We start from the raw sequence: 22540 nt of genomic DNA, 5'->3' as shown, positions 1-22540 counted from the left end.
CCAACTCTGATATCCCATCAACGCGGCATCCCGGGACGAAGCATGGAGAGCAAATGCTCCCTCAGACGCCGTAGTGCACGAACGACACCCAGGCGCTCGGGTGGTCGGGGCGGCGGTCCCGTTCGCGGAGCAGAGCCCGGTGCAGGGCGTCCGCGCTGTTGATGGCGTTCAGATCGACGGTTCTGGACGACCAAGGCGGTTTCGGCGCCGACCGGCGTCCGGCGAACGAAAGGATGCGGCGCAGGAACCGGCGCCACTTCGACGACGTGGCGTCGGCGTGCTCGCTGCCCGGTGGCTCTTCGGCGGGCGGGATCAGCGTGGCGTAGACGTCTCGTGCGATACGAGCGGTGGGTCCGTCGGGTACCGGCCACAGCGTTCCGATGACGGCCTGGTATTCGGCGTACATCAGGGCGGCGGCCAGGCTGACCCACTCGTCGCGCACGAGGCTGCCCCCCGCCGCCGTGGTGCAGGCCGCGAGCAGTGCGAACTCCGTGGAATTGCCCGGCAGTTCGATGAGATCCGCGACGGTCAGATCGCGGTCATGCAGTGAGAGACGGCTCGTGAGGGGCTCGTCGAAGTTCTGTACGGCGTGACAGTCGAAGTGCACCCAGGCGTGCCGGGGCAGCTCCTCGTGAACCTTGTCCCAGGTCGCCTCGGAGCCCACCAGGCTGGTGCGTTGCCTGCGGGGCAGCAGCGTGGACAGCCTGGCCAATGTCCGTTTGGTCGCCGGGAGTTCACCGGTGGCGGGCGCGACGAGCAGATGACGGCGAGTGGGGGGTGGGCCGAGGTCCGACGCGCGCCGCACCGTTCGGGCCCGTGTCAGCGCGCTCACCGTGGGAGTGTAGGAGGACGTCACCTGGTCAAGGACTGAGCGACCGTCGTCGGACAGAGCCGCGTGCAGGGGCAGGGTCGTCAGCGGCCCGGTGGGGATCCACCACACATGCGGCTGTGCCGGGGTCTCCGCGAGCTCAGGAAGCCCTGCCACAGCGGCCAGCACGGGCGAGGCGACCGTGTGCCACAGCCAGTGCAGCACATCCCGGACGACGTCTTCCCGCCCGTCACCGTCGCTCATCATCGCGGCCAGATACCGCTGCGCCTGCTGCTCGGCGTCGGCAGCGGTCAGAACCGGCAGGGGGACGTGGGTGGGGTGCTCGCCGCTCCGAGTGACGATCATGGCGTCGCAGCGCCACCGACTCACGTTCAGGTAGACGACAGGACCGTCGGACGCCGCCGGCCGGATGTCACGCTGGTAGTCCGGTAGTTGGAAGCTGACGTACGGCAGCCCACGCCGCGCCGTACGCCTCAGCGACTCCCATTCCCGTACGGCGTCTGACAGTTCGGCCAGGCCCGGTGTCCCGGTCCGCCACGGAAATCCCCATCGGTCGAAGTCCAACCGCGGATCCCCCTTGTCCGGTGACACGTCCGGCCCGGGCGCGAGGCGGGTGAGTGCGGCGTGGGCACGGTCCATCCGTTCCACGAGATCCGACGGCAGCGACGGCGCCTGGCGATCGACTGCCCGGCCCGAACGCTTCCTTCCCGCCTTCGGGTGCGTCTTTGCGCGGGAGTCCTTGCCGCTCCCCTCGTGCGGCCGGGGCCCCTGTGCGACGAGTTGCCTCAGCAGCTCCTCGCGAGGCGTGCGGTTCGCGAGATCCTGCTGCCACACCACGGCACGCCCCTGCTCCAGCAGGCGCACCGCCAAGGCGACATCACCCGCCGCCACGGCACTCGAGGCCGCCTCGGACGCCAACCCCCGGTAGTCCGCGAGGAATTCGAGTACCTCATCGCGCCCGCCCCAGCCGACCAGCGGGAGGAGCTCCACGGCATGGGTCAGATCCGGGCAGCCCTGCGCCAGGCCCTGCTCGGCCACGGCTCTGTAGCCGCTCTCGCGAGCAGCGGCCAGCCGCTCGATCGCGGGGAGCCCTGGCGTACGGCTCTTCTCTCGGCGCAGCGACTCCAGCGAGGGAAGCCGAGCGCGTTGGTCGTCGGTCAGCGGGACGTCGGCCAGCGACAGCCGTAGCTCCATTGCGTCGAACAGGTTGCGCAGCACCCGGGCGCGGCCCATCGTCTGCTTGGCGGCGGCATCGAAGGCGGCGACCAGGTGGTCGAGGGCCTCGTCGAGATCGCCGACGTCCCCGGTGAGCCGATGGCGGTCGAGCAGGGCGACACCGAGACAGTTGGCGTACCTGCCGCGGTGTGGGTCGTCACCGGCCGCCGCGACGACCGCGCGCCGGAAGTGGGTGATCGCCATGTCGAGCCGACCCCGATCCCGGCCGCCCCGCGCGTCGGCCTGCGCCGCGAGGCCCAGTTTGAACGCCTCCGCGACTTGTGACAGCCCGGCGACGACCTTGCGGGCTTCCACCTTGCGCGACTGCTGGGGCCGTTCGTTCCCCCCTCCAGAACCACGCCACGAACTGCTGTAAGCCATCGCAGCAACACCGCCTCTCCCGAGGATGTTCTCGACCGGGCGGGCCGTGCCGCCGACGTCCCCCGGTCCGGTCAGTGCCCCCTGTCGCGCCCGCAGAATCCGAAGGAGACGAGCACTCCCAACACCGCGCCAACCGCGGCCCCGGCCCAGGTCGCCCCCGCCGCGGCGCCCCGGTCCCCGAACGCCGCCACACCGATCCATGCCAGGGCCGCACCGACCGCTCCCGCGCCCAGCCGAACGAGGACCAGTGACCAGCTCCGCTCCGGCGCCACGACCCGCAGCACGACGAGCGAGGCGAGCAGGGCGAGTGCGCCGAGAGCCGTGACCACGGCCGGCTTCACGGGGCCTGGCAGCGGCACCGTGTACTGCAGTGCCTGGACGGCGCCGAGACTCATCACGATGGCCCCGATCGCGCCGGTCAGGCCTAGGTTGACCGTCTCCTGGCGACGCTGTTGGCTCCGCTGCACCAACTGGTCGGCAAGCGAGCCGACTTGCTCGCAGCGGCGCACTGCGGCCTCCAGATACGTGGCTTCGTCGTCGAGGCGCTGGACCAGCCACTCCCCCAGCGCCCGATCGTCGGCGAACGGCCCGCCCAGTGACTCGTCACCGGCGAAGAGGATGAGGTTGGCAGCGGCGATCTCGACGGTTCGGGCCATCTCGCGGCTGAGTGTCGAGCGGTCGACGAGGCCACGCTCACGGGCCTGCAGCGCCACCAGAGCATGACTGGCTCTGATGATCTCCGATTGTCGGCTCGGCCCTGCCGGTGCGGCGGTCCCTTCCAGCAAGGCCTTGATCGCGGCGTCCGTGGCGGCACGGAGCGTGGCGATGTCCTCGGCTGCTCGCCACACGCGCAGCTCGTAACGAAGCTTGGCGGCATGCAGCAGGTACTTCGCCAGCGGCGGCAGATTCAGATTCCGGTCGGTCCATGCCCAGGCCGTCAGCTCGGGATCCCGCTCGTGCCCGGCCACGGCGACCAGACGACGTTCGATCCGCGTATCGGCGGTGGGCAACAGTTCCCAGACGGCGAACCCCTGAGGGGTCACCGCTCCCTCCGGTACCCGATCCGGTGCGCCAGGAGCGCGTGACCGTAGCGTCGCCACCAGTGCGCCGGTCGACTCAGCAGCGGGCTGGGCACAAGGGTCGACCAGCCTGGCCAGATACAGCCTGGCTTCCCCCATCGTTCCGGAGTGGGACGCCGCTGCCCCCGGTCCAGCGGCACGAACGACATCCGACCACTGCGCGTCCAGCTCCGCCCACCCCAAGTTCTCGGCGGCATCCGGAGCCAACATGACCGAGAGGCACAGGACGTCGTGGTCCCGCCGCAGCACGGCCTGCCGCACTCCAGGACCGGAATCGCCCCTGACCGCAAGCAGCCCTCTCGTGTGCGCGGCCCAACCGCCTCGCGGCTCCAAACCGACACCCACCCCCGGCACCGGTTCCGTCATGCCGAGTCTCGCGCCGCACTGGACCCACAGAGCCCGGACGAAGTCGAGCGCTGCCGCCCGATGCTCGCCGCCCGTGACGACGAACACGTGCACCCCGAGGGCCTCGCCCTCAATCATGCGGACCCGGTCCGCCCCCGTTCGCGGCGCCGGCCGACGGCCGCTCCTCCCGGGTCGCCTGCAAATCGTGGATCAGCTCGTTGACTCGCTCCCGGTACACCTCGGGGACCGGCAGGGAAGACGCCTCCTCCACTCCCGAGATCCGATGCGGGCCCGCCATCTCGACATCCGCGACGGCCCGCCGGAATCCCGTCACGTCCGCGGCCCGCAGCGTCCGCTCCATGTCCGCGAGCCCTCGGCCGACCCGCTCCCAGCCAGACGATCTCAGCGACCAGTGGGCAATGTCCTCGAGAACCTCCAACGCCATCTGCCGCAGCTCCTCGTCCATGCGCGAAAAGCATAGTGAGGTTCCGATCAACACGCCGTACACGTAGGAAAGTTGATCCCTCCGGTAGGGGATGCGGCCCACCCTGGGCAGGCGGGAGGACATCCGAATCCGGGCGCGGCCTTTGAGGGCGGCACGGTCCCCGGCCCGGTGTCGTCGTTGTCGGACGTCGTCGCCAGCGGCGTGGGGCAGCGCACAACCCCGGAGACGTGCGGGTGGAAGAGCGCGAGGATCAGAGGAGCATCGAGTCGGCCGACGCGATCGTGAAGCTCAATCTGCGGCTCGGACCTGTGGCCGTATCGCGGGATCGCGCCCGCTGGGCAAGAACCCCGGCCGGCCTCACCGTCTCCTCTGGAAGGAGACCGGCTAGATCTTCACGGAGTGCCTCCGGCTCTCTCCCGTCAATCGTCGTCCGCCGCGCGGTCCGCCTGCGGCGTCCGCCAGGACAGTTCGATCTCCAGATCTATCTCACCGTCCTCCAGCTCGACCTCGATCTCGCTGCGGAGCTCGTCCGGAATCCGCACCGTCAGCCGACCCGGGCCGAGCTCCAGCTCCGCCTGCCCACCGCGTCTGAGCGCGGCGGCCAGGGCCTCGAGCTGGTCGGCCGCCTCGACACGTGACAGTGTCCGCTTCTGTTCGAATTCGAGATCGCTCACAGTGCCTCCCAGGTCCCTGAACAGCGGCCGTCTCTCATTGTCACGCCGTGTCGCCGCATCGGCCCGGCGAGGCAGCGGTCACCCGAAGTGGCGGCCGTCGGCAGGCGTGGGACGCTGGAACAAGACTCGTGAACAGGCACATGGCCGAGGACCGGCCCGTGATGGCATCCCGCAGCACGTTCACCCGCCCCGGCGCGAGCGCCGCCGCAGCGGGCCCCGAACATCCCGGTCGGTGCAAGGTCCCGCACAGCAGCCGGGCCCAGCGCGGTGAGGAACATGCCGTCGACGGCGCCGCCCCTCGCCCCAGGCCCCGCCGATAGGAGCCCTCCCGTGTCCACGCCCCCTCGTTCCCCCGGCCAGCCGACTGCAGGGGATCCCGCACCCGAGGATCCCTTCGCCACTGGGCGGGCGGCGCGCGAACGTCTCCCCCTGGCCATGCACAGGGAGTGGGCCCCCTCCACCCAGCGACGTGACCTCGTAGAGATCCTCGAAGAGGAGGCCGCGCCGCGGATCCCCGAACTGCTGCCGTTCCGCTACAGCCGCATGAGGGACTCCCTGCCCGCCTTCTACCGGGGCACTCCCGCCGTCATGGCCGCCGACCTCGCCGGCCTCCCGCACTCCGGGCTCACCGTTCAGCTCTCAGGAGACGCGCACCTTTCCAACTTCGGCCTGTTCGCCTCCCCGGAGCGCCGACTGGTCTTCGACCTGGACGACTTCGACGAGACCCTGCCGGGCCCCTTCGAATGGGACGTCAAGCGCTTGACCGCCAGCATCGTGGTGGCCGCACTCGACAACGGCGCGGACCAGGAGACCGCCGCGGCCGCGGCGACCGAGGCCGCTCGTGGCTACCGCACGCATCTGGGCGAGCTCGCCTGCTCCACCGAACTCGCCGTCTGGTACGAGCACATCGCGGCCGACGACCTGCTCCAAGAGGTCGGCAACTCCCTGCAACAGGCCCGGCTGCGGCGCAGCCTGGACCAGGCACGGCAGACGGACAGCAGCAAGGCCGTCGCCAAGCTCACCGCGCCCGGCCCCGACGGGCGGCCCCGGTTCGTCCACGCGCCACCCCTGGTCGAGCCGGTCGCGGAGGAGGACCGGGCCACGGTGGAGCACGCCTTCGAGGACTATCGCGCCACCCTGCCATCGGCCCAGGCCAGGCTGCTGGACCGCTTCCGCGTCCTGGACGCGGCGCGCAAGGTCGTCGGCATCGGCAGCGTCGGAACCCGCTGCTGGGTCATGCTGCTGGAGGGGCGCCTAGCGGGCGAACTCCTGCTGCTGCAGGCCAAGGAGGCGGAACCCTCCGTCCTCGCCCCGTACGTGAAGGTGTCCGTCACCCACGAGGGACAACGCGTCGTCGAAGGACAGCGACTGCTCCAGGCTTTCGGTGACATCTTCCTCGGCTGGTCGACCGGGCCCACCGGACGCCACTTCTACTGGCGGCAGTTGCTCGACATGAAGGGCTCCGCGGCCGTCCAGAGCCTGTCCGACAGCCTGATGCACCAGTACGCCGGCCTCTGCGGCCGCACGCTGGCCCGCGGCCACGCCCGCTCCGGCAACCGCGCCGCCATCGCCGCCTACCTGGGCGACGACGACTCCTTCGACCGGGCCGTCACCGCCTTCGCTCTCCGCTACGCCCAGCAGACCCAGGACGACTACACCACCTTCACCCAGGCCGTCCACGACGGCCGCCTGCCCTGCCTCCCCTCCTGAGCCGCACGCCGTTCAGCCGACCGCACCGTCAAGGTCTTTCCCGTTGCTCCACGGCACGACCGATGAGTCTGCGGCTCCCGGCCAGTCCAAGCTCGTGACACCCAGGAAAGGACGCAGTCATGTCGGAGCTTCTCGTCGACTTCATCACCTCCCTCGACGGCTACGCCTCGGGAGAGGGCTGGCCAGGGTTCTGGGGCCTGGAAGGCCCGGAGTACCTCGCGTGGCTCGGTGAGCAGCCGAAGGTCACGTACCTGATGGGAGCGAACACCTACCGCCTGATGTCGGGCTTCGCCGCAGGCGAGATCCCCGCCGGCCAAGACGAGTTCCGCCCCGAGGAAGAAGCCTCCGTGGACGAGCTCACGCAAGCATCCAAGGTGGTGTTCTCCTCCACCCTCGAAGAGCCACTGACGTGGGCCAACTCCACCCTCGTCCGCGACGACGCCGTCGAGACGGTCCGCACCATGAAGTCGACCGGCACGGGGCTCCTCAGCACCATCGGCAGCCTCAGCCTCTCCCGCTCCCTGCTCCGAGCCGGACTCGTGGACCGCTTCCGCGTCGTGATGTTCCCCGTGATCACCGGGGCCACGGGCGAGGAACGCATCTACGACGGCTACCCCGACGTCGCCCTCGAAATGACCGACCACCGCACCTTCGACGGACGCATCCAACTCGTCGAATACAAACCCCGCGTACTCGAACACCCACCCCTCAGCACCCCCGCATGACACCCCTGACGTGCCGCCGACCAGCAAGGGTGAACGCGTCATCGAGTGCGTGATTGAGCTTGCCGAGCCGGATCGGCAGACGGGTGCGTTGAGGCCGTGTTCGACGAGGATGTCGCCGCGCTGGGCTTTCCCGGTGGCTCGGAGGTGCCTTGCTCGGCACTGATCTCTACTGACCACATGTCAGAAGTGGTCTTCACCGGCGTCGCACCGGTTGTCCTCGGCCGTCGGCTGACAATGGCGCTCTGCGACATGTGAAGAACGCCTGAGCGAGTGTCCGAACATCGGCTTCAGCAGGAGGAAGTTGTGTCCCTGCCCCGGCACACATATCAGGTCCTGCCCACCAGACGGATGCAAGGGACCGATGTGCCCTGGCCGCATGATGTGCACATCGCGCTCCCCCCGTCGTACGAGCACGGTGACCGCAGCTACCCCGTCCTGTGGGTGACAGACGCCTCCCTCAGCTTCGCGCTGACCGTCGGCCTGATGAACTGGCTCCACACCGTGCAGGAGATCGCCGAGCTCATCGTGATCGGCATCGGTGCTCCCGACGAGAGCGACCCCGCCGAGTTCGGCGCGCGTCGAACACACGACTTCTATCCGAGGCCGAAATGGGTCAATGCAGGGCCCGGCGGCGCACGCATGGAAGCACTGTCCGACGAAACGCCGACGGGTGGCGGCGCCGATGCATTCCTGTCGTTCCTGGTCGACGAGTTGCGCCCACGGCTGGCAAGCGAGTTCCGGTTCGATGACCACCACGGTCTCGTGGGATTCTCCGGCGGCGGACACTTCGTCGGCTTTGCCCTGCTCTCCCGCCCGGCGGCCTTCGACCGCTATCTGGCCAGCAGCCCTGCCCTCAGCGGATGTGAGGATCTGCTCTTCACGCTGGAAGCCGAGTACGCCACGACCCATGACGACCTGGCGGCCAAGGTGTTCCTCGGCGCGGGCGAGGCGGAGCTCAGCGATCCCTATCTGGCCGCCGCCGACATCCTCGGGTCGATGACCCGCATGGCGCAGCTGCTGCGGCTGCGCAACTACCCGTCCCTGGAGCTCACTTGCCGCCTGTACCCCAGGCAGACCCACGGGTCGGCGTTGCCGTACGCGTTGAACGAGGGCCTGCGCACGCTGTACCCCCTCACCACCCCCAGGATCGGATGAGCCGATCCACAGCAGCAGCCCGATACGAGCCGCCCGCGGGACCGCTGCTCCAGCGCCGGGCCGAGCACCGCCGACACCACCCCTGGCCCTGAAGGAAAGCGTCGGCGCGAAGGACGACGTACATCCGGGCACTCCCGGCCCTTGGTGCCGCGCGCAGGGGATCATGCCGCCGTAGCGCGGTACTCGCTGGGGCTGCGGCCTCTGTGGCGTTTGAAGGCGGCGCTGAATCCGAAGGCGTCGGCGTAGCCGACGGTCTCGGCGATCCGGGCGATGCTGAGGTCGGTGTCGGCCAGGAGTGACGCGGCTTCGTCCATGCGGCACTCGGTGATGTAGGCGAGGGGCGGGCGCCCCATGAGCTGGGTGAAGCGTTTGGCGAACAGCGCCCGTGAGACGCCTGCTTGGGCCGCCAGTGAAGCGACGGTCCAGGTGTCGGCTGGCCGGTCGTGGAAGGCGCGCAGGGCGGGCGAGAGAACGGGGTCGGCGAGGCCGCGGTACCAGCTGGGGGCGTCGGCGCCGGCGCGTTCGAACCAGTCGCGGAGTGTGCACACCAGTGCCCAGTCCAGGAGCCTGTCCATCAGGGCTTGGGAGCCGGCGGAGAGCCGGGCGGCGTCGGCGGCGGAGCTCTCCATCCAGGCGCAGACGTCGGGGTCGTCGGTGACGGTCAGGATCGGCGGCAGCGCGCGCAGGAGCCGTTCGTGACGGTGGCCGGTGGCGCGGTAGGCGCCCACGATGAGCGCCGTGGCCCCGCCCGGGTCGCCGCCCCAGTGGATGCCGGAGAGTTCCTCCTCCGCGCACGCGGCCCCTGGGGCAAAGCAGTTGATCTCGTACTCGACGCACGGGCCCTGGACCGTGGCGGCCTCGTCCACGAGCCGGAACGGCGCCGGGCCGCGGACGACGGCCGTGTCGCCCGCGGCGATCACCCGCTCGGTGCCGTCGGCCAGCAGCAGGGTGCCGCCCCCGCGCAGCACGGTGACCATGGTCAGCGGTGCGCCGTCGGCGAAGCGGATGGTCCACGGCGCGTTGAGCACGGCCTGGCTGACGATCGAGCCTTCGGCCCGGATGCCGTTCAGCAGCGAACTCAAGGGATCCATCCGCCAACCGTAGACGATCTCCTATGAGTTGCAGACTTTCTCCCATGGATCATCCACGCAGCCCCGGTTGTACTGGAGTCACCGAAGACATTCAGCCCTGTCGGGAGACACCGTGTCGCAGAACTCCAGCCCCACAGCCCTCGTGGTCGTCGCGCACCACCGCAGCGATTCGCTCACCGCGCACACCGCCCGCCGCGCGGCCGCCCGCCTCCAGGCAGCCGGATTCCACATCGACCTCCTGGACCTGCACGCGGAAGGGTTCGACCCCCGCATGAACGCCGAGGACCAGCCCGACTGGGGCAACCGGGAGAAGGCCTACAGCAAAGAAGTGCACGCTCACATGCAGCGCATCCTCGACGCAGACGTCGTCGTCGCCGTCTTCCCCGTGTACTGGCAGAGCGTGCCCGCCCTCCTCAAGGGCTGGATCGACCGCGTCTGGAACTACGGGTTCGCCTACGGTCGCAGCAAGCCACGCCTGGCCGGCAAGCGCATGCTCTGGCTCGGCCTGGCCGGTGCCACCGCCGACGATCCCATCGCGCACGGGATGCGGTCCGTCCTCGAGGCCGGCCTCAGTGAGGGCATCGCCGGCTACTGCGGCTTCTCCCAGTCCACCGTGGGTCTGCTGCTCGACGCCGAAGAGCGCCCGCAGCGCGTCGACGCCCAAGGCAACCTGCACGTCGGCGACGCGGCCGTCGGCGCCGAACGGGAAGCCCAGTACGCCGACTTCGATCGCCGCACGGTGCAGTTCGTGGACGACTTCCTCGCCGACGAACCAGCTGCGGCCTGACGCCGTTGGTGACGGTCGAACAGCTGCTCAGCGACACCAGCGGGATCGGCATGGGTGAAGGGCCGCGCCGCCCGCGTCGCCGAGCGACAGGTGTTCACGGCAGCTCACCACGTCGCCGCCACGGCCCCCGATGATCAGACGCCTCCTGCATACGAGAGGTCCTGTCGCAGGTGCGCGGCGGTGTGGGAGTCGGTGGTCTTCAGGAGTTCGGCCGGCGTTCCTTCGAACAGGACGCGTCCGCCGCCGCTGCCCCCTTCGGGGCCGAGATCGATGATCCAGTCGGCGCTCTTGACGACGTCGAGGTTGTGCTCGATGACGATGACGGTGTTGCCCTGGTCCACGAGGCGCTCGATGATGCCGAGGAGGCGGTGGACATCCGACATGTGCAGACCCGTGGTGGGTTCGTCCATGACGTAGACGCTTCCGACACGGTGCAGGTCGGCCGCGAGTTTGAGGCGCTGGCACTCGCCGCCGGACAGGGTGCTGAGCGGCTGGCCGAGCCGCAGGTAGTCCAGCCCCACCTCGTTCAGGGCGTGCAGGACCGGGCGGAGCTTGGGTTCGGTGAAGAAGTCGGCCGCCTCGGCCATCGTCATTTCCAGGACGTCGCTGATGGACCTGCCGCGCAGGCGGTGGCCGAGGACGTCCTCGGAGAAGCGGCGGCCCTGACAGACCTCGCACACTGATTTCAGCGTGTCCAGGAACGCCAGGTCGGTGTAGAGGACGCCGAGCCCCTGGCAGTTGGGGCAGGCGCCTTTGGAGTTGGCGCTGAACAGGGAGGCGCTGACCTTGTTGGCGGTGGCGAACAGTTTGCGGATCGGGTCCATCAGGCCGGTGTAGGTGGCGGTGTTGGAGCGTCGGCTGGTGGTCACCGCCGACTGGTCGATGACGATCGCGTCGGGGTGCCGGCTCAGGAACTCGTCGTTGACCAGCGTGCTCTTGCCCGATCCGGCCACTCCGGTGACGACCGTCAGGACGCCGGTGGGGAAGCCGACCGTCACGTTCTTGAGGTTGTGACTTGTCGCGTCGGTGACGGTGAGCGTCCCGGTGGCGCGCCGGGGTGCCGTCCTGAGGGGCAGGCGGTGCGTGAGGTGGCGTCCGGTGAGGGTGTCGGCACGGGTGAGTGCCTCGAAGCCACCCTCGAAGACCACTTCGCCGCCGAGCGTCCCGGCTTTCGGGCCCATGTCGACCACGTGGTCCGCGATGGCCATGATGTCGGGGTCGTGTTCGACCACGAGCACGGTGTTGCCCTTGTCCCGTAACGCGACGAGGAGTTGCTTGAGCCGGTGCACGTCCCGGGGGTGCAGGCCGATGCTCGGCTCGTCGAACACGTACAGCATCTCGGTGAGACTGTTGGACAGGTGCCGGACCATCTTGATCCGCTGGGACTCGCCGCCCGAGAGCGTCCGGGTCTGCCGGTCCAGGCTGAGGTAGCCGAGTCCGATGTCGACCAGGTGGTGCAGACGGGTGGTCAGGTCGTCCAGGACCGGTTTCACCTGGGGCAGGTCCAGCTCCGCCAGGACGTGTGCGAGGTGCTGGGCCTCCATCGCGGTGAGGTCGGCGATGTGGTGGCCGCCGATCCGGGTGGCCAGCGCGTCGGGGGCGAGGCGGGTGCCGTCGCAGTCGGGGCAGGATGCGGTGCGGGTGAACCGCTCGAACACGCGGCGGCCGCGCTCGGACATGTCCTCCTTCTTGACGTAGAGCCGGGTGAACTTGTCGACGAGGCCCTCGTAGCGGACGTTGAGGGTGTTGCCCTGCCAGCGGAGGCGGAGCTTGTCCGGCAGTTCGCCGTGCAGCAGGAGCTGCCGTTCCCGCTCGGTGAAGTCGGCCAGCGGCTTGTCGTTGTCGAACAGGCCGGACTCCACATAGCTCAGCCAGTACCAGCTGTCGGTGGAGAAGTCCGGGTGCAGCAGCGCGCCCTGGTTGAGGGACCTGGTGCGGTCGAGGAACGCGTCGAGGTCGAGGCGGACGGTCGTGCCGAGGCCCTCGCAGGTGGGGCACATGCCCTGGGGGTCGTTGAAGGAGAACGCGCTCGGTGGCAGGCCGGCGGGATCGTCGGCCCGGGCGAACAGCAGACGCAGCAGCGGGTTGATGTCGGTGACCGTGCCGACGGTGGAGCGCGGGTTGCCGCCCAGGCGTTTCTGGTCGATGACGACGACCGCGGAGAGGTTCTCGACGGCGTCCATGTCCGGCCGCCCGTGGTCGGGCAGGAAGGTCCGGACGAACGCGCTGAAGGTCTCGTTGAGCTGCCGCTGGGCCTCGGCCGCGAGGGTGTCGAACACCAGGGACGACTTGCCGGAGCCGGAGACGCCGGTGAAGACGGTCAGTTGCTGTCTCGGGATCTGAAGGGAGACGTTCTTGAGGTTGTTCTCCCTGGCACCGGTCACCTTGATGGCGTCGGTCCTCACGTGTGCTCCTCGGTGATGCGGGTGGGCTCCCCCCTGCGGGGGATGGAGGGGGGAGCCCGGTCTGAGGTGGGCCGGCGGGCGATGCCGTCAGGCGTTCTCCCTGCGGAAGGTCCGCGTGCCCCACAGCAGGGCGAGGACGGCCATGACCAGCAGCACGAGGGAGCCGGTCAGCAGGCCCGTGGCGCTCATGTCCCCCCGGAACGCGGCGCGTTCGGCGTCGACCACGTGGGTCAGGGGGTTGATCCGGGCCAGGTTGTACAGCCAGCCGGGGGCCAGTTGCTCGGAGACCGGCAGCAGCACCCCGGACAGCAGCAGCAGCGGCAGGAGCACGGCGTTCATCAGCGCGGGGAACGCGGCCTCGCTCTTGAGGACCATCGCCAGTGCGTACGATCCCGAAGACAGCGTGATGGCCAGGACCGCGGCGATCGCCAGGCTGAGCAGCAGCCCGGTCGCCGAGACGTCGAGGTCGAAGACGAGCAGCGTCACCAGCACGATCAGTACGGACTGCGCGGTGGCCTGCACGGCCTGGGCCAGGACCTTGCCGAACAGCAGGGCGGCCCTGCTCGCGGGCGTGCCGCGGAAGCGGTCGACGACGCCGACCCGGTACTCGGTGAGCAGCCCCACCCCGGCGAAGGAGCCGCTGAACAGCGCCGTCTGGACGATGAGGGCCGGGGTGAGGACCTGCCAGGCGCCGCCGGGCGGGAAGCCGGGGGTGTGGTCGACCACGGACACCATCAGGGGTCCGAAGAGGAACAGGTACAGCAGCGGCTGCATGATCCCGATGAGTAGCCAGGTCGGGCTGCGCAGCGCGAGCTTCATGTCGCGGATGAAGATCAGTTGGGTGTCACGCAGCATGGGCGACCTCGGTTGCCTCGGGCGCGGCTTCGCCGTCCCGCAGGGAGCGTCCGGTCAGGCTGAGGAACACGTCGTCGAGGGTGGGCCGGCTGACCTTGGCGGAGGCCATGGTGATGCCCCGGCCGTCGAGCGCGCGCAGCAGCTCCGGCAGGGCGGCGTCGCCGCGGGGTACCCGGAAGCGGACCGTGTCGCCGTCGACGCTCACCTCGCTCGCGCCGGTCAGCCGTCCGGCGATGTCGGCCGCCGCCGTGGCCTGGTCGGTCACCTCGATGGTGATCGCGTCGCCGGCGACCCGGGCCTTGAGTGCGTCGGGGCTTCCCTCGGCGACGATCGTGCCGTGGTCGGTGACGAGGATGCGGTCGCACAGGGCGTCGGCCTCGTCGAGGTAGTGGGTGGTGAGGAAGACGGTCGTGCCCTGCTCGGAGCGCAGGCGGCGGACGTGGTCCCAGAGGTTGGCCCGGCTCTGCGGGTCGAGCCCGGTGGTGGGTTCGTCGAGGAAGACGAGTGTCGGTTCGTGGACCAGTCCGAGCGCGATGTCGAGCCGGCGGCGCTGACCGCCGGAGAGCGTCTTGACGGGCCGCTGGTCCAAGCCGGCGAGGTCGAGCCGCTCGGCGAGCAGGGCCCCGCGCCGTTTGGCCTCGGTGCGGGACAGACCGTAGAGCCGGGCCTGGAGTTCGATCTCCTCGGCGACCCTGGACTCGGGCCAGGTGGCGCCGCCCTGGTGGACGCAGCCGATCCTGCGCCGCACGCCCTGCGGGTCTGTCAGCAGGTCGCAGCCGGCCACAGTGCCGGTTCCGCCGGTGGGGCGCAGCAGGGTCGTGAGCATCCGTAAGGTCGTGGTCTTGCCCGCGCCGTTGGGGCCGAGGAAGCCGACCACCTCCCCGGGCGCCACGTCGAAGTCGATGCCTTTGACCGCGTCGACATCCTGGCCACGCACGGTGAAGCGGCGGGCGAGCCCTCGTACTGTGATCATCAAGTCCTTCTCTCGGCCCGGCAGTCGTCCGGCCGGCTCGCGGCGCCCGGCCGGGATGCCGGCTTCGGCGCGCGGCTCGTCAGGACTGGCCATCGGCCGCCGCCTGGTACTCGGCGAGGCGCTCCTGCGCCTCGGCCATGTCCTCGGCGGTCGGGGCGTCGTCCTGGGTGAGCTTGACGCGCCAGTAGCCGCTGAAGTCGATCGCGCGCTTGTCGAGACCCCGGTCGTTGACCAGGTGGCGGCGCAGGGTCCGGACGACGCCGGCCTCGCCGGCCAGCCAGGCGAAGGGGCGCCCGGGCGGGAACTCGGCGGCGCGGACGGCGTCGATCAGGGCTTCGCTGCGTCCGGCCGGGGTTCCGTCGCGGTGCAGCCAGTGCAGGGTGACCTCGCCCGCCGTCTGGAAGGTCTGCTGCTCGGCGTGGTCGGCGACCTCGATGTAGACCTCGGCGCGGGCCCGCTCGGGCAGGGCTTCCAGCAGGGTGCCGATGGCGGGCAGTGCCGTCTCGTCGCCGGCGATCAACAGCCAGTCGGCGGAGGTGATCGAGTCCGTCAGGGAGACCGGTCCGGCATAGAGCGCGGAGGGGCCGACCATGCCGAGCCGGTCGCCGGGGCGGGCGGACTCGGCCCAGGCGCTGGCGGGGCCGCTGTCGCCGTGCAGGACGAAGTCGACCTCGACGGTGTTGGTCCCGGGCGCCCGCCGGCGCAGGGTGAAGCTGCGCATCCAGGGCCGCTCGTCCTCCGGAATGGCCAGAAATGCCTGGTACCAGCCCGTCGCGTCGTCACTCTGCTCCGGCAGGACGGGCCGCTCCTGGCCGGGGCGGGGGAAGCAGAGCTTGAGCTGCTGGTCCGGGGTCAGGCCGACGGAGTCTTCGAGGTGGTCGGCCTCGAACGTCACGCGGGCCATCCGCGGTGTGATGCGTGTGATGTCGGTGACCTGGATGAACGTGACGGGGAGCTCTGCCATCAGAAACCTTCCACGAACGTACGGGCATACCGGGGCGGGTGCCCGCCCAGCTGGTATCCTTACAGCATAAAGAGTTACGCCGGTGAGGTTACTTTATGCAGTAAGGAGTCGCAAGGTGGTTGTTTTCGCCGGACAGGGCGATGCCCGCCGATCCATGTCCCTGCTCTGGCGATCGGCCGTATCCGCAGGGGCCGCTCTCAAACCCGGCCCCAAACCCGGGCTCGACGTGGACACGATCGTGGCCGCGGGCGTGGCGGTGGCGGACGAACAGGGCATGGCGGCCCTGTCCATGCGGGCGGTCGGGACCCGGCTCGGGCGGACCGCCATGGCGCTCTACACCTACGTGCCGAGCAAGAGCGAACTGGTCGACCTCATGCACGACCGGGTGCTGGCCGAACTGCCCACGGAGTACGACACGAGCGCGGGGTGGCGGCCGGCGATCACCGACTGGGCCGACGACACCTGGGCGTTCCATCTGCGCCATCCCTGGGTGCTCCAGGTCTCGCAGGCCCGGCCCGTACTCGGGCCGAACGAGTACGCGCGGCTGGAGACGGTGGTGCGGATCCTGGGCGGAATCGGCCTGGAGCCCCTGCACGTCAGACGGGTCATCGCGGTGTTGTTCCAGTTCGTGCGGGGTATGGCCCTGGTCGCGACGGAACACCGGCAGGCGGCGCCGGAGACGGGGGTGCCCGACGAGGAGTGGTGGGCGCAGCGCTCCGCGCTGCTCGCGGAGTTCGCGCCCGACTTCACCGAACGCTTCCCCGCCCTCGCGGCCCTGGAGTCCACCGCGAGCCTCGCCGCCATGACCGAGGCGGAGGCCGGTGGCGCCACGTCACACATGGAGCAGGAGGCCCGGGAGGCCTTCCGGGTGGGCCTGAGTCTGATCCTCGACGGCGTCGAGGCGGCCGCGCGGACGGACTCCGACGGCACGCTCCACGCCTCGGCCGGCACCCCCTGAAGGAGCCCTGCGGGCCCGGCCGGGCCCGCACGATCCGGCACCTGCCGCACGCCCGAAGCGGTCGGTCCCGAAGCCGATTGGACCCCAATCGGCCATCTCCGGCCGGAAATATTCATTGACGGTATCTCGGACGGTGACTACCGTTTTTCGAGCTTGCGCCCTTAATGACTCGAGGGCGCGACGAGTGGTGCGAGATGCATCATGCCCCGATTTCAGGAGAAAGCCGGTGCAGCACATCGCAAAGTACGACCGGACTAACCGTCAATTACCAGTCGGCCGCCGAGCGACCGAGGCAGCCCGCCCACGCACACCCGGCGAGCAGGAACGAATCTTCACCACCCGGGTCGGCCTCAAGATACCCACCAGCCTCACGTACGACCGATGGGAGAAGGCCGGGCAGCACATCTTCCAGATCGCCGACTCCTCCGCCTGGTGCCTGGGCGACTGGCTCGTCTACGGCCAGGACCGCTACGCGGACCGCTACCAGACCGGAGTCCAGGCCGCGGGCCTCGACTACCAGACACTGCGCAACTACGCCTGGGTGGCCCGGCACTTCGAGCTCTGGCGCCGACGCGAGACACTCAGCTTCGGCCACCACGCCGAGGTCGCCTCCCTGCCGCCGGCGGAGGCCGACACCTGGCTCGACCAGGCCGAGCAGCACGGCTGGTCACGGAACCAGCTCCGACTGCGGCTGCGGGAGAGCCGCAGAGGAAACCGGGCCGCCCTCCCCGCGCGGGCCAGCCAGCTCCGGATCAGCGCCCCCTCCGACCGCGTCCAGCGCTGGCGGGAGGCCGCGTCGAGAGGAGACCGGGACTTCGAGGAGTGGGTCCTGCTGACGCTCGACCGTGCCACCGCGCACGAGCTGGGCCAATGACGCCCGCGCGCGGCCACCAAAGACCGCCCCACGCCACACTCGAGCGCGAGGGGGCGCGGACGGCCACCCCGCGGCAGGTCACCCGGGCCGCGCTGTCCTGCCCGGTCCAGGCGATCGCCGTGGGGAGGGAACCACCCGACGCCTGACGACGCAACTCCCGCCACCCCCCAGGGCTGAGGGCTCCATGGTGCAGATCATGGAGCCCTCAGTGCTGCACTCACCTCATGGCCCGAAGACGAGCAGGCCGGCGTCACTTGACCGCGCTGATCACGCCGTGCGGTGTCCACCGGCCGCCGGGCAGCCGCTCGGGCTTGACGAACCCGGCCGCGGCGAACCACTCCTCGTACTGGCCCCACCGGTAGATCGTGCTGCTGGCAGCCGGCAGCGTCGCGAAGTACACGTTGTCCAGGGCCGCGTACAGCGGGCCGTCCCCGCTGTCGTCGGACATGGCGTTGAACACCAGGACCCGCCCGCCGTCCGGCAGCGCCGCGTGGGCCTTGCGCAGCAGCCGTATGTTCTCCTGCGGTGACCAGATCACGAGTTGGTTGGCGAAGAGCACGCAGTCGTGCCCGGTCGGGTAGGTGTCGGCGAAGATGTCCGCGGCCCGCACGGAGATCCGGTCGGACAGGCCGTGCTCGGCGATCTTCTTGCGGGCGATCTCCACCGTGCCTGGCAGGTCCAGGACGGTGAACTCGACGCCCGGGTTGGCCTGGGCGAGGGCGATGGCGTTGACGCCGTCGCCGCCGCCCACGTCGAGCACCCGGCGCACTCCGGTGAGGTCGGCCTTCTCGACCAGTACGGGGTTGGACAGCCGGGACCAGGACCGCATGCAGCGGTAGAACAGCTGCTCCAGCTCCGGGTCCGCGGACAGCCGGTGGTAGAGGTCCTCCCCCGTGCCCTTGATCCGTCGCAGACCGACGTTGGTGTTCTCGCGCAGCGACGCGATGAAGTCCACCTCGGCGGGCCGGACGATCCGTTCCTCGTACTCGACGAGATCCTCGATGATCTCCCATGTGCCCTGCGCGAAGAGGCCGTTGAGCACGTCGGCGTTCTCGTAACCGGCTCCCTGACGCACTGTCAGTCGCAGGGCGGTGGTACCGAGCAGCAGGATCTGTACCGGCCGCTCCTCCAGGTCGAGTTCCCGGCCGATCTCCGGCGGGGTCAGGCCCGGTCGCCGGTGCAGCAGGGTGAACAGGCCCAGTTCGCTGCCCGCGCGGAGCATCTGGAAGGCGGAGGAGCCGAACAGGATCTGTACCAGTCCGTCGGTGGTGAGCGGGGATGCGTGAGCCATGGGCACTCCGAATCGGCTGAGGTGGAGGGGGTGGCGGGCGGGAAGGACGGAGGTCAGGTCACCCGGGCGAGGCCGGCGGGCCGGGAGGAGTAGGACCCCTCGGCCACGAGGTCGCGGATGCGGGCCAACGCGTCCCAGACGTCGGTGAACCGGGTGACCAGGGGGGACAGACCGATACGCAGCCGGTCCGGGACCCGGTAGTCGCAGACCACCTTGGCGTCCGCGGCCAGCGCCTGGCAGATCCGCCAGGCGTCGGGGTGGTACAGGGACAGATGCGAACCGCGCCGCTGCGGCGGGCGGGGCGAGGCGGGCCGGAAGCCCAGCGGGGTGAGCCAGGCGTCGGCCAGATCGTCGGCCAGGCGGCCCAGCCGCAGCCCCTTGGCTCGGATCCGCGCCGTCCCGGCCTCCTCGACCAGGGCGAGGGCGGGATCGATCGCCGCCAGCGACACCAGCGGCGGGGTGCTCACCAGGAACCGCTCGATGCCCGGCACCGGGTCGTAGTCGGGGCCCATCTCGAACTGCCCGCGCTGCCCGTACCAGCCCCACACCGGCTGCCGCAGCCGGGACTGCAGCTCGCGCCGCACATAGAGGAAGGCGGGTGAACCCGGGCCGCCGTTGAGGTACTTGTAGGTGCAGCCGACGGCGAGTTCCGCGCCGGTGTCGGCCAGGTCCACGGGGACGGCTCCGGCGGCGTGCGACACGTCCCACAGCACCCGCGCACCGACCGCCCGGGCCAGCTCGTTCACCTGCGCCATGTCCAGCAGCGCGCCGCTTCGGTAGGACACCAGGGACAGCACCACCAGCGCGACGTCGCCGTTCAGCGCCGAGCGCAGGACATCGAGGTCGAGGCCGCCGTCGAGGTCGGACGGCAGCCGCACCAGCCGCAGCCCGCGCTGTTCGGCGAGGCCCTGGACGATGTAGCGGTTGGTCGGGAAGTCCTCGGCGTCCATCACGACGGTGCCGCGCCCCGGTGCCGCGTCCAGGGCGGCGGCGGCCAGCTTGTAGAGGTTGACCGACGTGGAGTCGGAGATCACCACCTCGCCGGGCGCGGCGCCGAGCACGTGCTGGGCGAGACGGTCGCCGAGCCGGGCGCCCCAGTCGATCCAGCCCTGCCACGACCGCACCAGCCCGCCGCCCCAGCCCTCTTCGACCACCTCCCGCAGCACCTCCGGCGTGGCGGCGGGCAGCGGGCCCAGCGAGTTGCCGTCCAGGTAGATCAGCTCCGGATCGGCGATGACGAACCGCTCGCGGAACGCGGCGAGCGGATCGGCCGCGTCCAGTTCCTCGGCCACCGTGCGCGGGATCCCGCTCACCATCGGCCCTCCTTGAGTCTCGTGTCGTCCGTGTCCACATGTCCCGCCGTCCGCGGGCGGGCCCAGGGCGGCGGCCCGGTCAGAGCGTGGAGCGCACCGACCACAGTTCCGGGAAGAAGCGGTGCTCACTGATCCGGGCGAGCCAGGCCACCCCCTCCGTGCCGCCGGTCCCGGGCTTGGCGCCCAACATCCGCTGCACGGTCACCAGATGGGTGTAGCGCCAGCGGGCGAACTGGTCGGCGCTGTCCATCAGCGCCTCGGCGAGCAGATGCAGGTCACGATGGCGGACCGGGTCCCCGTAGACCGTCCGCCAGGCCTCCTCGACCTCCGAGCCGACGCAGTACGGCCGGGTGACGTCCCGGTTCGTGGCGTCGCCCGGCGTGAGCAGGCCGCGCCGGGCCAGCAGCGCGAGCGCGGCGTCGTACAGGCTCGGCTCGTGCAGCTGACCGACCACCGCGTCGTAGCCCGCCGTGTTCCGGTGCGGCGCGGCCATCGCGGGGTTCTTGTTGCCGAGCAGGAACTCAAGGCGCCGGTAGCCGGCCGACTGGAAGCCGGAGGCCGACCCCAGGACGTCCCGGAACTCGGCGAACTCCACCGGGGACAGCACGGAGAACGTCTCCCACGACACCAGCAGCACCTGCTGCACCCGCGCGGCACGGCGCAGCGTCCACAGCGCGTCGTCGAGCAGGTCGTCGGCCAACTGGTCGCGCGCCGTGCTGAATTCGGTGTGCAGCAGCTTGAACAGCAGTTCCTTGACCTGGCTCATGATGATGAACCCCGGCTCGGTGCGGGCCGAACTGAGCGGATGCTGCAAGCCCAGCAACTCGTCCATCCGCGCGTAGTGGGCATACGGGGTCGTGTCCGGCGAGGATCCGGCGGACAACGGGCACGCGGGGCTCCGGGTCGTCTGTTCGGTGGTCATGCGGTCCTTCCTTCCAGTCCCAGCTGCGCCAGGACCGCGTCGCCCAGCCCGGTGCCCGGCACGCCCAGGTCGTAGGGGAGGTCGAAGTGGTCGCGCCGCTCGGCGACGACCTCCGTCACCGCCGCCCGGGAGCGCAGCGCCGCCACCATCCCCTCGTGCTGGCGGACGTACTCCTCGGTCTCGTTCCCGCCGCGGGCGACCACCGTGCGGGGCAGCCGCGCCGGCAGCCGGAGAATCGGGCTGTTGCGCAGGACCGCGGCCTCGTCCAGCAGCAGGGCGTCGTTGACGTAGGACAGGCGGACCGGCTCCAGGTCGTACATGCCGCTGAGCAGCACCGCCCCGGCGATCCGGCCGGACACGTCCGGGCCGGCCGACGCGTCCGGCAGCAGGGCCATGGCGGCCAGGTGCGCGCCGGCCGAGGTGCCGCAGAGATGGAGGCGGTCCGGGGCGAACCCGAGCCCGTCCGCGTGCCGCAGCAGCCAGTCCACGGCCCGGCGCACCATGCCCGCCATGGCGTCCAGGCCGACGTCCGGCGCCAGCCCGTACTCGATCACCGCGACCGCCGCGCCGGCGGCCAGCAGCGGTGGCACCGGGAACGCCGATTCGGCGCGGCCGAGTGCCTGCCAGTTCCCGCCGTGCACGAACACCAGCAGCGGAGCCCGCCCGGCCGCGGGTCCGGGGAAGTAGTCGAGCCGCTCCGCGGGGTGCGGGCCGTAGGCGAGGGAGGTCCGTACCGGGTGGTCCCGGCGGGCGGCCTGGCTCAGCCGCTCGTACTCGCGCAGGTAGGCGTCCAGGCTCGGCACGCGCGAACTCGGCGAGTACTGCCGGTCCAGCGTGGCCTGGTCCATGCCCCGGTACACGGCACCGGTGGCCGGCGGTGCGTCGCGCATGCGCTCAGCTCCCCGGCGCGTGGGCGGCACGGGCCCGCTCGTACATCTCGGTCAGCAGCGGGTCGATGCCGTGCGACCCGGTGCGGTAGCGGGCACCGAAACGGCTCGCGTACTCCTCGAACCACTCTCGCCGGTCGGCCAGGAACAGCACGTCGTGGATCGCCATCGACCGCACCGCCATCATCGGCACCGGGGCGTGACTCACCTCGAACGCCGGGTTGCGTGCGGCCTTCTCCTCGCACTTCTCGTGGAACTGGGCGATCATCAGCCCCCGCCGCACGCTCTCCGGCTTCAGCGCGGTGTGCGCCGCGTCCAGCAGGTGCAGTTGCTCGGCGGGAAGGTCCGGCAGGACGAGCAGCAGCGAGCGCAGATTCGGGTTGCCGGACTTCCATTCGACCTCGCTGAACTCGTCGAGGCCGCAGCGGACGATCTCGTCGATCAAGGTCTGGCTCGGGGTGGGGCCGACGAGCCTGACGCGGATCTCCAGCGCGCCGGCACGCTGGGCGGGTTCGACGAACGGGCACACCGGGCCGGTGCGCCCGAGTTCGCCGTGCGGTCGGCGGATGTACTGGCTCAGCCATTCGTCCACGGCGGCCAGGGCCTTGGCCACGTCGACGGAGAGCACGTCGGTCAGCATCAGTGTCAGTCCTCGGGTGTCG

21 protein-coding genes are annotated in these 22540 nt (G+C 70.5%); 7 read left to right on the top strand and 14 right to left on the bottom strand.

What is annotated here, in order from left to right; all coding sequences use genetic code 11:
• Positions 1–61: 61 nt before the first annotated feature.
• The 4 genes from IQ210_RS48310 to IQ210_RS31675 all read right to left on the bottom strand — a co-directional run bounded on the left by IQ210_RS48310 (position 62) and on the right by IQ210_RS31675 (position 4968).
• On the bottom strand, positions 62–2359 hold the full coding sequence (locus tag IQ210_RS48310) for a CHAT domain-containing protein (protein WP_194082598.1): 2298 nt from the start codon (positions 2357–2359) through the stop codon (positions 62–64).
• 137 nt (positions 2360–2496) lie between these two features.
• Positions 2497–3987: a CATRA conflict system CASPASE/TPR repeat-associated protein gene (locus IQ210_RS31685; protein WP_194082597.1), complete on the bottom strand. Its 1491-nt coding sequence runs from the start codon at positions 3985–3987 to the stop codon at positions 2497–2499.
• Entirely contained in the window at positions 3980–4315 is a 336-nt protein-coding gene (locus IQ210_RS31680) for a CATRA system-associated protein (protein ID WP_194082596.1), read from the bottom strand. The genes IQ210_RS31685 and IQ210_RS31680 overlap by 8 nt, the downstream gene beginning before the upstream one ends.
• Positions 4316–4713: 398 nt before the next feature.
• Complete coding sequence (locus IQ210_RS31675) at positions 4714–4968, bottom strand: amphi-Trp domain-containing protein (protein WP_194082595.1); 255 nt, start codon at positions 4966–4968, stop codon at positions 4714–4716.
• Between the two features lie 435 nt (positions 4969–5403).
• On the opposite strand from IQ210_RS31675, the gene IQ210_RS31670 reads away from it, so the two are divergent.
• The 4 genes from IQ210_RS31670 (at position 5404) to IQ210_RS31655 (ending at position 8558) form a co-directional block, all read left to right on the top strand.
• Positions 5404–6678: a DUF2252 domain-containing protein gene (locus tag IQ210_RS31670; RefSeq protein ID WP_228048661.1), complete on the top strand. Its 1275-nt coding sequence runs from the start codon at positions 5404–5406 to the stop codon at positions 6676–6678.
• A 119-nt stretch (positions 6679–6797) separates the two neighbouring features.
• Positions 6798–7403, top strand: a complete 606-nt coding sequence (locus tag IQ210_RS31665) for a dihydrofolate reductase family protein (RefSeq protein ID WP_194082593.1) — start codon at positions 6798–6800, stop codon at positions 7401–7403.
• Positions 7404–7499: 96 nt separating this feature from the next.
• Positions 7500–7658 (top strand): hypothetical protein, encoded by a 159-nt coding sequence (locus IQ210_RS31660; protein ID WP_194082592.1) that lies wholly within the window; start codon positions 7500–7502, stop codon positions 7656–7658.
• 108 nt (positions 7659–7766) lie between these two features.
• On the top strand, positions 7767–8558 hold the full coding sequence (locus IQ210_RS31655) for an alpha/beta hydrolase (protein ID WP_322657119.1): 792 nt from the start codon (positions 7767–7769) through the stop codon (positions 8556–8558).
• Positions 8559–8719: 161 nt separating this feature from the next.
• Here IQ210_RS31655 and IQ210_RS31650 read toward each other — a convergent pair whose 3' ends face one another.
• On the bottom strand, positions 8720–9649 hold the full coding sequence (locus IQ210_RS31650; RefSeq protein WP_194082591.1) for an AraC family transcriptional regulator: 930 nt from the start codon (positions 9647–9649) through the stop codon (positions 8720–8722).
• A 112-nt stretch (positions 9650–9761) separates the two neighbouring features.
• On the opposite strand from IQ210_RS31650, the gene IQ210_RS31645 reads away from it, so the two are divergent.
• Positions 9762–10436, top strand: coding sequence for an NAD(P)H oxidoreductase (locus tag IQ210_RS31645; protein WP_322657117.1), 675 nt, complete (start codon positions 9762–9764; stop codon positions 10434–10436).
• Positions 10437–10570: 134 nt separating this feature from the next.
• On the opposite strand, the gene IQ210_RS31640 is transcribed toward IQ210_RS31645, so the two are convergent.
• The 4 genes from IQ210_RS31640 to IQ210_RS31625 form a co-directional block, all read right to left on the bottom strand.
• Entirely contained in the window at positions 10571–12841 is a 2271-nt protein-coding gene (locus tag IQ210_RS31640) for an ATP-binding cassette domain-containing protein (protein ID WP_194082590.1), read from the bottom strand.
• Positions 12842–12928: 87 nt separating this feature from the next.
• Complete coding sequence (locus IQ210_RS31635) at positions 12929–13696, bottom strand: ABC transporter permease (protein WP_194082589.1); 768 nt, start codon at positions 13694–13696, stop codon at positions 12929–12931.
• Positions 13686–14762 carry an ATP-binding cassette domain-containing protein gene (locus IQ210_RS31630; protein WP_228048660.1) on the bottom strand — a complete coding sequence of 359 codons (1077 nt, stop codon included), beginning with the start codon at positions 14760–14762 and terminating at the stop codon, positions 13686–13688. The genes IQ210_RS31635 and IQ210_RS31630 overlap by 11 nt, the downstream gene beginning before the upstream one ends.
• Complete coding sequence (locus IQ210_RS31625; RefSeq protein WP_194082588.1) at positions 14749–15633, bottom strand: siderophore-interacting protein; 885 nt, start codon at positions 15631–15633, stop codon at positions 14749–14751. Before IQ210_RS31625 ends, IQ210_RS31630 begins: the two co-directional genes overlap by 14 nt.
• A 115-nt stretch (positions 15634–15748) precedes the next feature.
• Between IQ210_RS31625 and IQ210_RS31620 the strand changes: the two genes are divergently transcribed.
• Together IQ210_RS31620 and IQ210_RS31615 are read left to right on the top strand one after the other, a co-directional pair.
• Complete coding sequence (locus IQ210_RS31620; RefSeq protein WP_194082587.1) at positions 15749–16591, top strand: TetR/AcrR family transcriptional regulator; 843 nt, start codon at positions 15749–15751, stop codon at positions 16589–16591.
• 226 nt (positions 16592–16817) lie between these two features.
• A complete protein-coding gene (locus IQ210_RS31615) occupies positions 16818–17465 on the top strand; it encodes an LmbU family transcriptional regulator (protein ID WP_256784954.1) in 648 nt (215 codons plus the stop codon).
• Positions 17466–17715: 250 nt separating this feature from the next.
• Here the strand turns inward: IQ210_RS31615 and acmL are convergent, their stop codons facing one another.
• From acmL to IQ210_RS31590, 5 genes are all read right to left on the bottom strand, one after another.
• A complete protein-coding gene (gene acmL / locus IQ210_RS31610; protein ID WP_194082586.1) occupies positions 17716–18756 on the bottom strand; it encodes a 3-hydroxy-D-kynurenine methyltransferase AcmL in 1041 nt (346 codons plus the stop codon).
• 53 nt (positions 18757–18809) lie between these two features.
• A complete protein-coding gene (locus tag IQ210_RS31605; protein WP_194082585.1) occupies positions 18810–20072 on the bottom strand; it encodes a kynureninase in 1263 nt (420 codons plus the stop codon).
• 76 nt (positions 20073–20148) lie between these two features.
• A complete protein-coding gene (locus IQ210_RS31600; RefSeq protein WP_194082584.1) occupies positions 20149–20991 on the bottom strand; it encodes a tryptophan 2,3-dioxygenase in 843 nt (280 codons plus the stop codon).
• Complete coding sequence (locus IQ210_RS31595) at positions 20988–21881, bottom strand: alpha/beta hydrolase (RefSeq protein WP_194082583.1); 894 nt, start codon at positions 21879–21881, stop codon at positions 20988–20990. The genes IQ210_RS31600 and IQ210_RS31595 overlap by 4 nt, the downstream gene beginning before the upstream one ends.
• Positions 21882–21885: 4 nt before the next feature.
• Positions 21886–22518 (bottom strand): DUF6875 domain-containing protein, encoded by a 633-nt coding sequence (locus tag IQ210_RS31590; RefSeq protein ID WP_194082582.1) that lies wholly within the window; start codon positions 22516–22518, stop codon positions 21886–21888.
• Positions 22519–22540 lie beyond the last annotated feature (22 nt).

Source organism: Streptomyces justiciae, assembly GCF_015163075.1.
Lineage (GTDB): Bacteria > Actinomycetota > Actinomycetes > Streptomycetales > Streptomycetaceae > Streptomyces > Streptomyces justiciae.
The sequence above is the reverse complement of the archived record's forward strand: the minus strand, read 5'-3'. Positions and strand labels throughout refer to the sequence as shown.

What these genes read in the sequence shown, in the direction of transcription:
- IQ210_RS31685 (WP_194082597.1), bottom strand. Translation starts at nt 3,987, where the DNA reads ATGATTGAGGGCGAGGCCCTCGGGGTGCACGTGTTCGTCGTCACGGGC.
- IQ210_RS31680 (WP_194082596.1), bottom strand. Translation starts at nt 4,315, where the DNA reads ATGGACGAGGAGCTGCGGCAGATGGCGTTGGAGGTTCTCGAGGACATT.
- IQ210_RS31670 (WP_228048661.1), top strand. Translation starts at nt 5,404, where the DNA reads ATGCACAGGGAGTGGGCCCCCTCCACCCAGCGACGTGACCTCGTAGAG.
- IQ210_RS31665 (WP_194082593.1), top strand. Translation starts at nt 6,798, where the DNA reads ATGTCGGAGCTTCTCGTCGACTTCATCACCTCCCTCGACGGCTACGCC.
- IQ210_RS31650 (WP_194082591.1), bottom strand. Translation starts at nt 9,649, where the DNA reads ATGGATCCCTTGAGTTCGCTGCTGAACGGCATCCGGGCCGAAGGCTCG.
- IQ210_RS31635 (WP_194082589.1), bottom strand. Translation starts at nt 13,696, where the DNA reads ATGCTGCGTGACACCCAACTGATCTTCATCCGCGACATGAAGCTCGCG.
- IQ210_RS31630 (WP_228048660.1), bottom strand. Translation starts at nt 14,762, where the DNA reads ATGGCCAGTCCTGACGAGCCGCGCGCCGAAGCCGGCATCCCGGCCGGG.
- IQ210_RS31625 (WP_194082588.1), bottom strand. Translation starts at nt 15,633, where the DNA reads ATGGCAGAGCTCCCCGTCACGTTCATCCAGGTCACCGACATCACACGC.
- acmL (WP_194082586.1), bottom strand. Translation starts at nt 18,756, where the DNA reads ATGGCTCACGCATCCCCGCTCACCACCGACGGACTGGTACAGATCCTG.
- IQ210_RS31605 (WP_194082585.1), bottom strand. Translation starts at nt 20,072, where the DNA reads ATGGTGAGCGGGATCCCGCGCACGGTGGCCGAGGAACTGGACGCGGCC.
- IQ210_RS31600 (WP_194082584.1), bottom strand. Translation starts at nt 20,991, where the DNA reads ATGACCACCGAACAGACGACCCGGAGCCCCGCGTGCCCGTTGTCCGCC.
- IQ210_RS31595 (WP_194082583.1), bottom strand. Translation starts at nt 21,881, where the DNA reads ATGCGCGACGCACCGCCGGCCACCGGTGCCGTGTACCGGGGCATGGAC.
- IQ210_RS31590 (WP_194082582.1), bottom strand. Translation starts at nt 22,518, where the DNA reads ATGCTGACCGACGTGCTCTCCGTCGACGTGGCCAAGGCCCTGGCCGCC.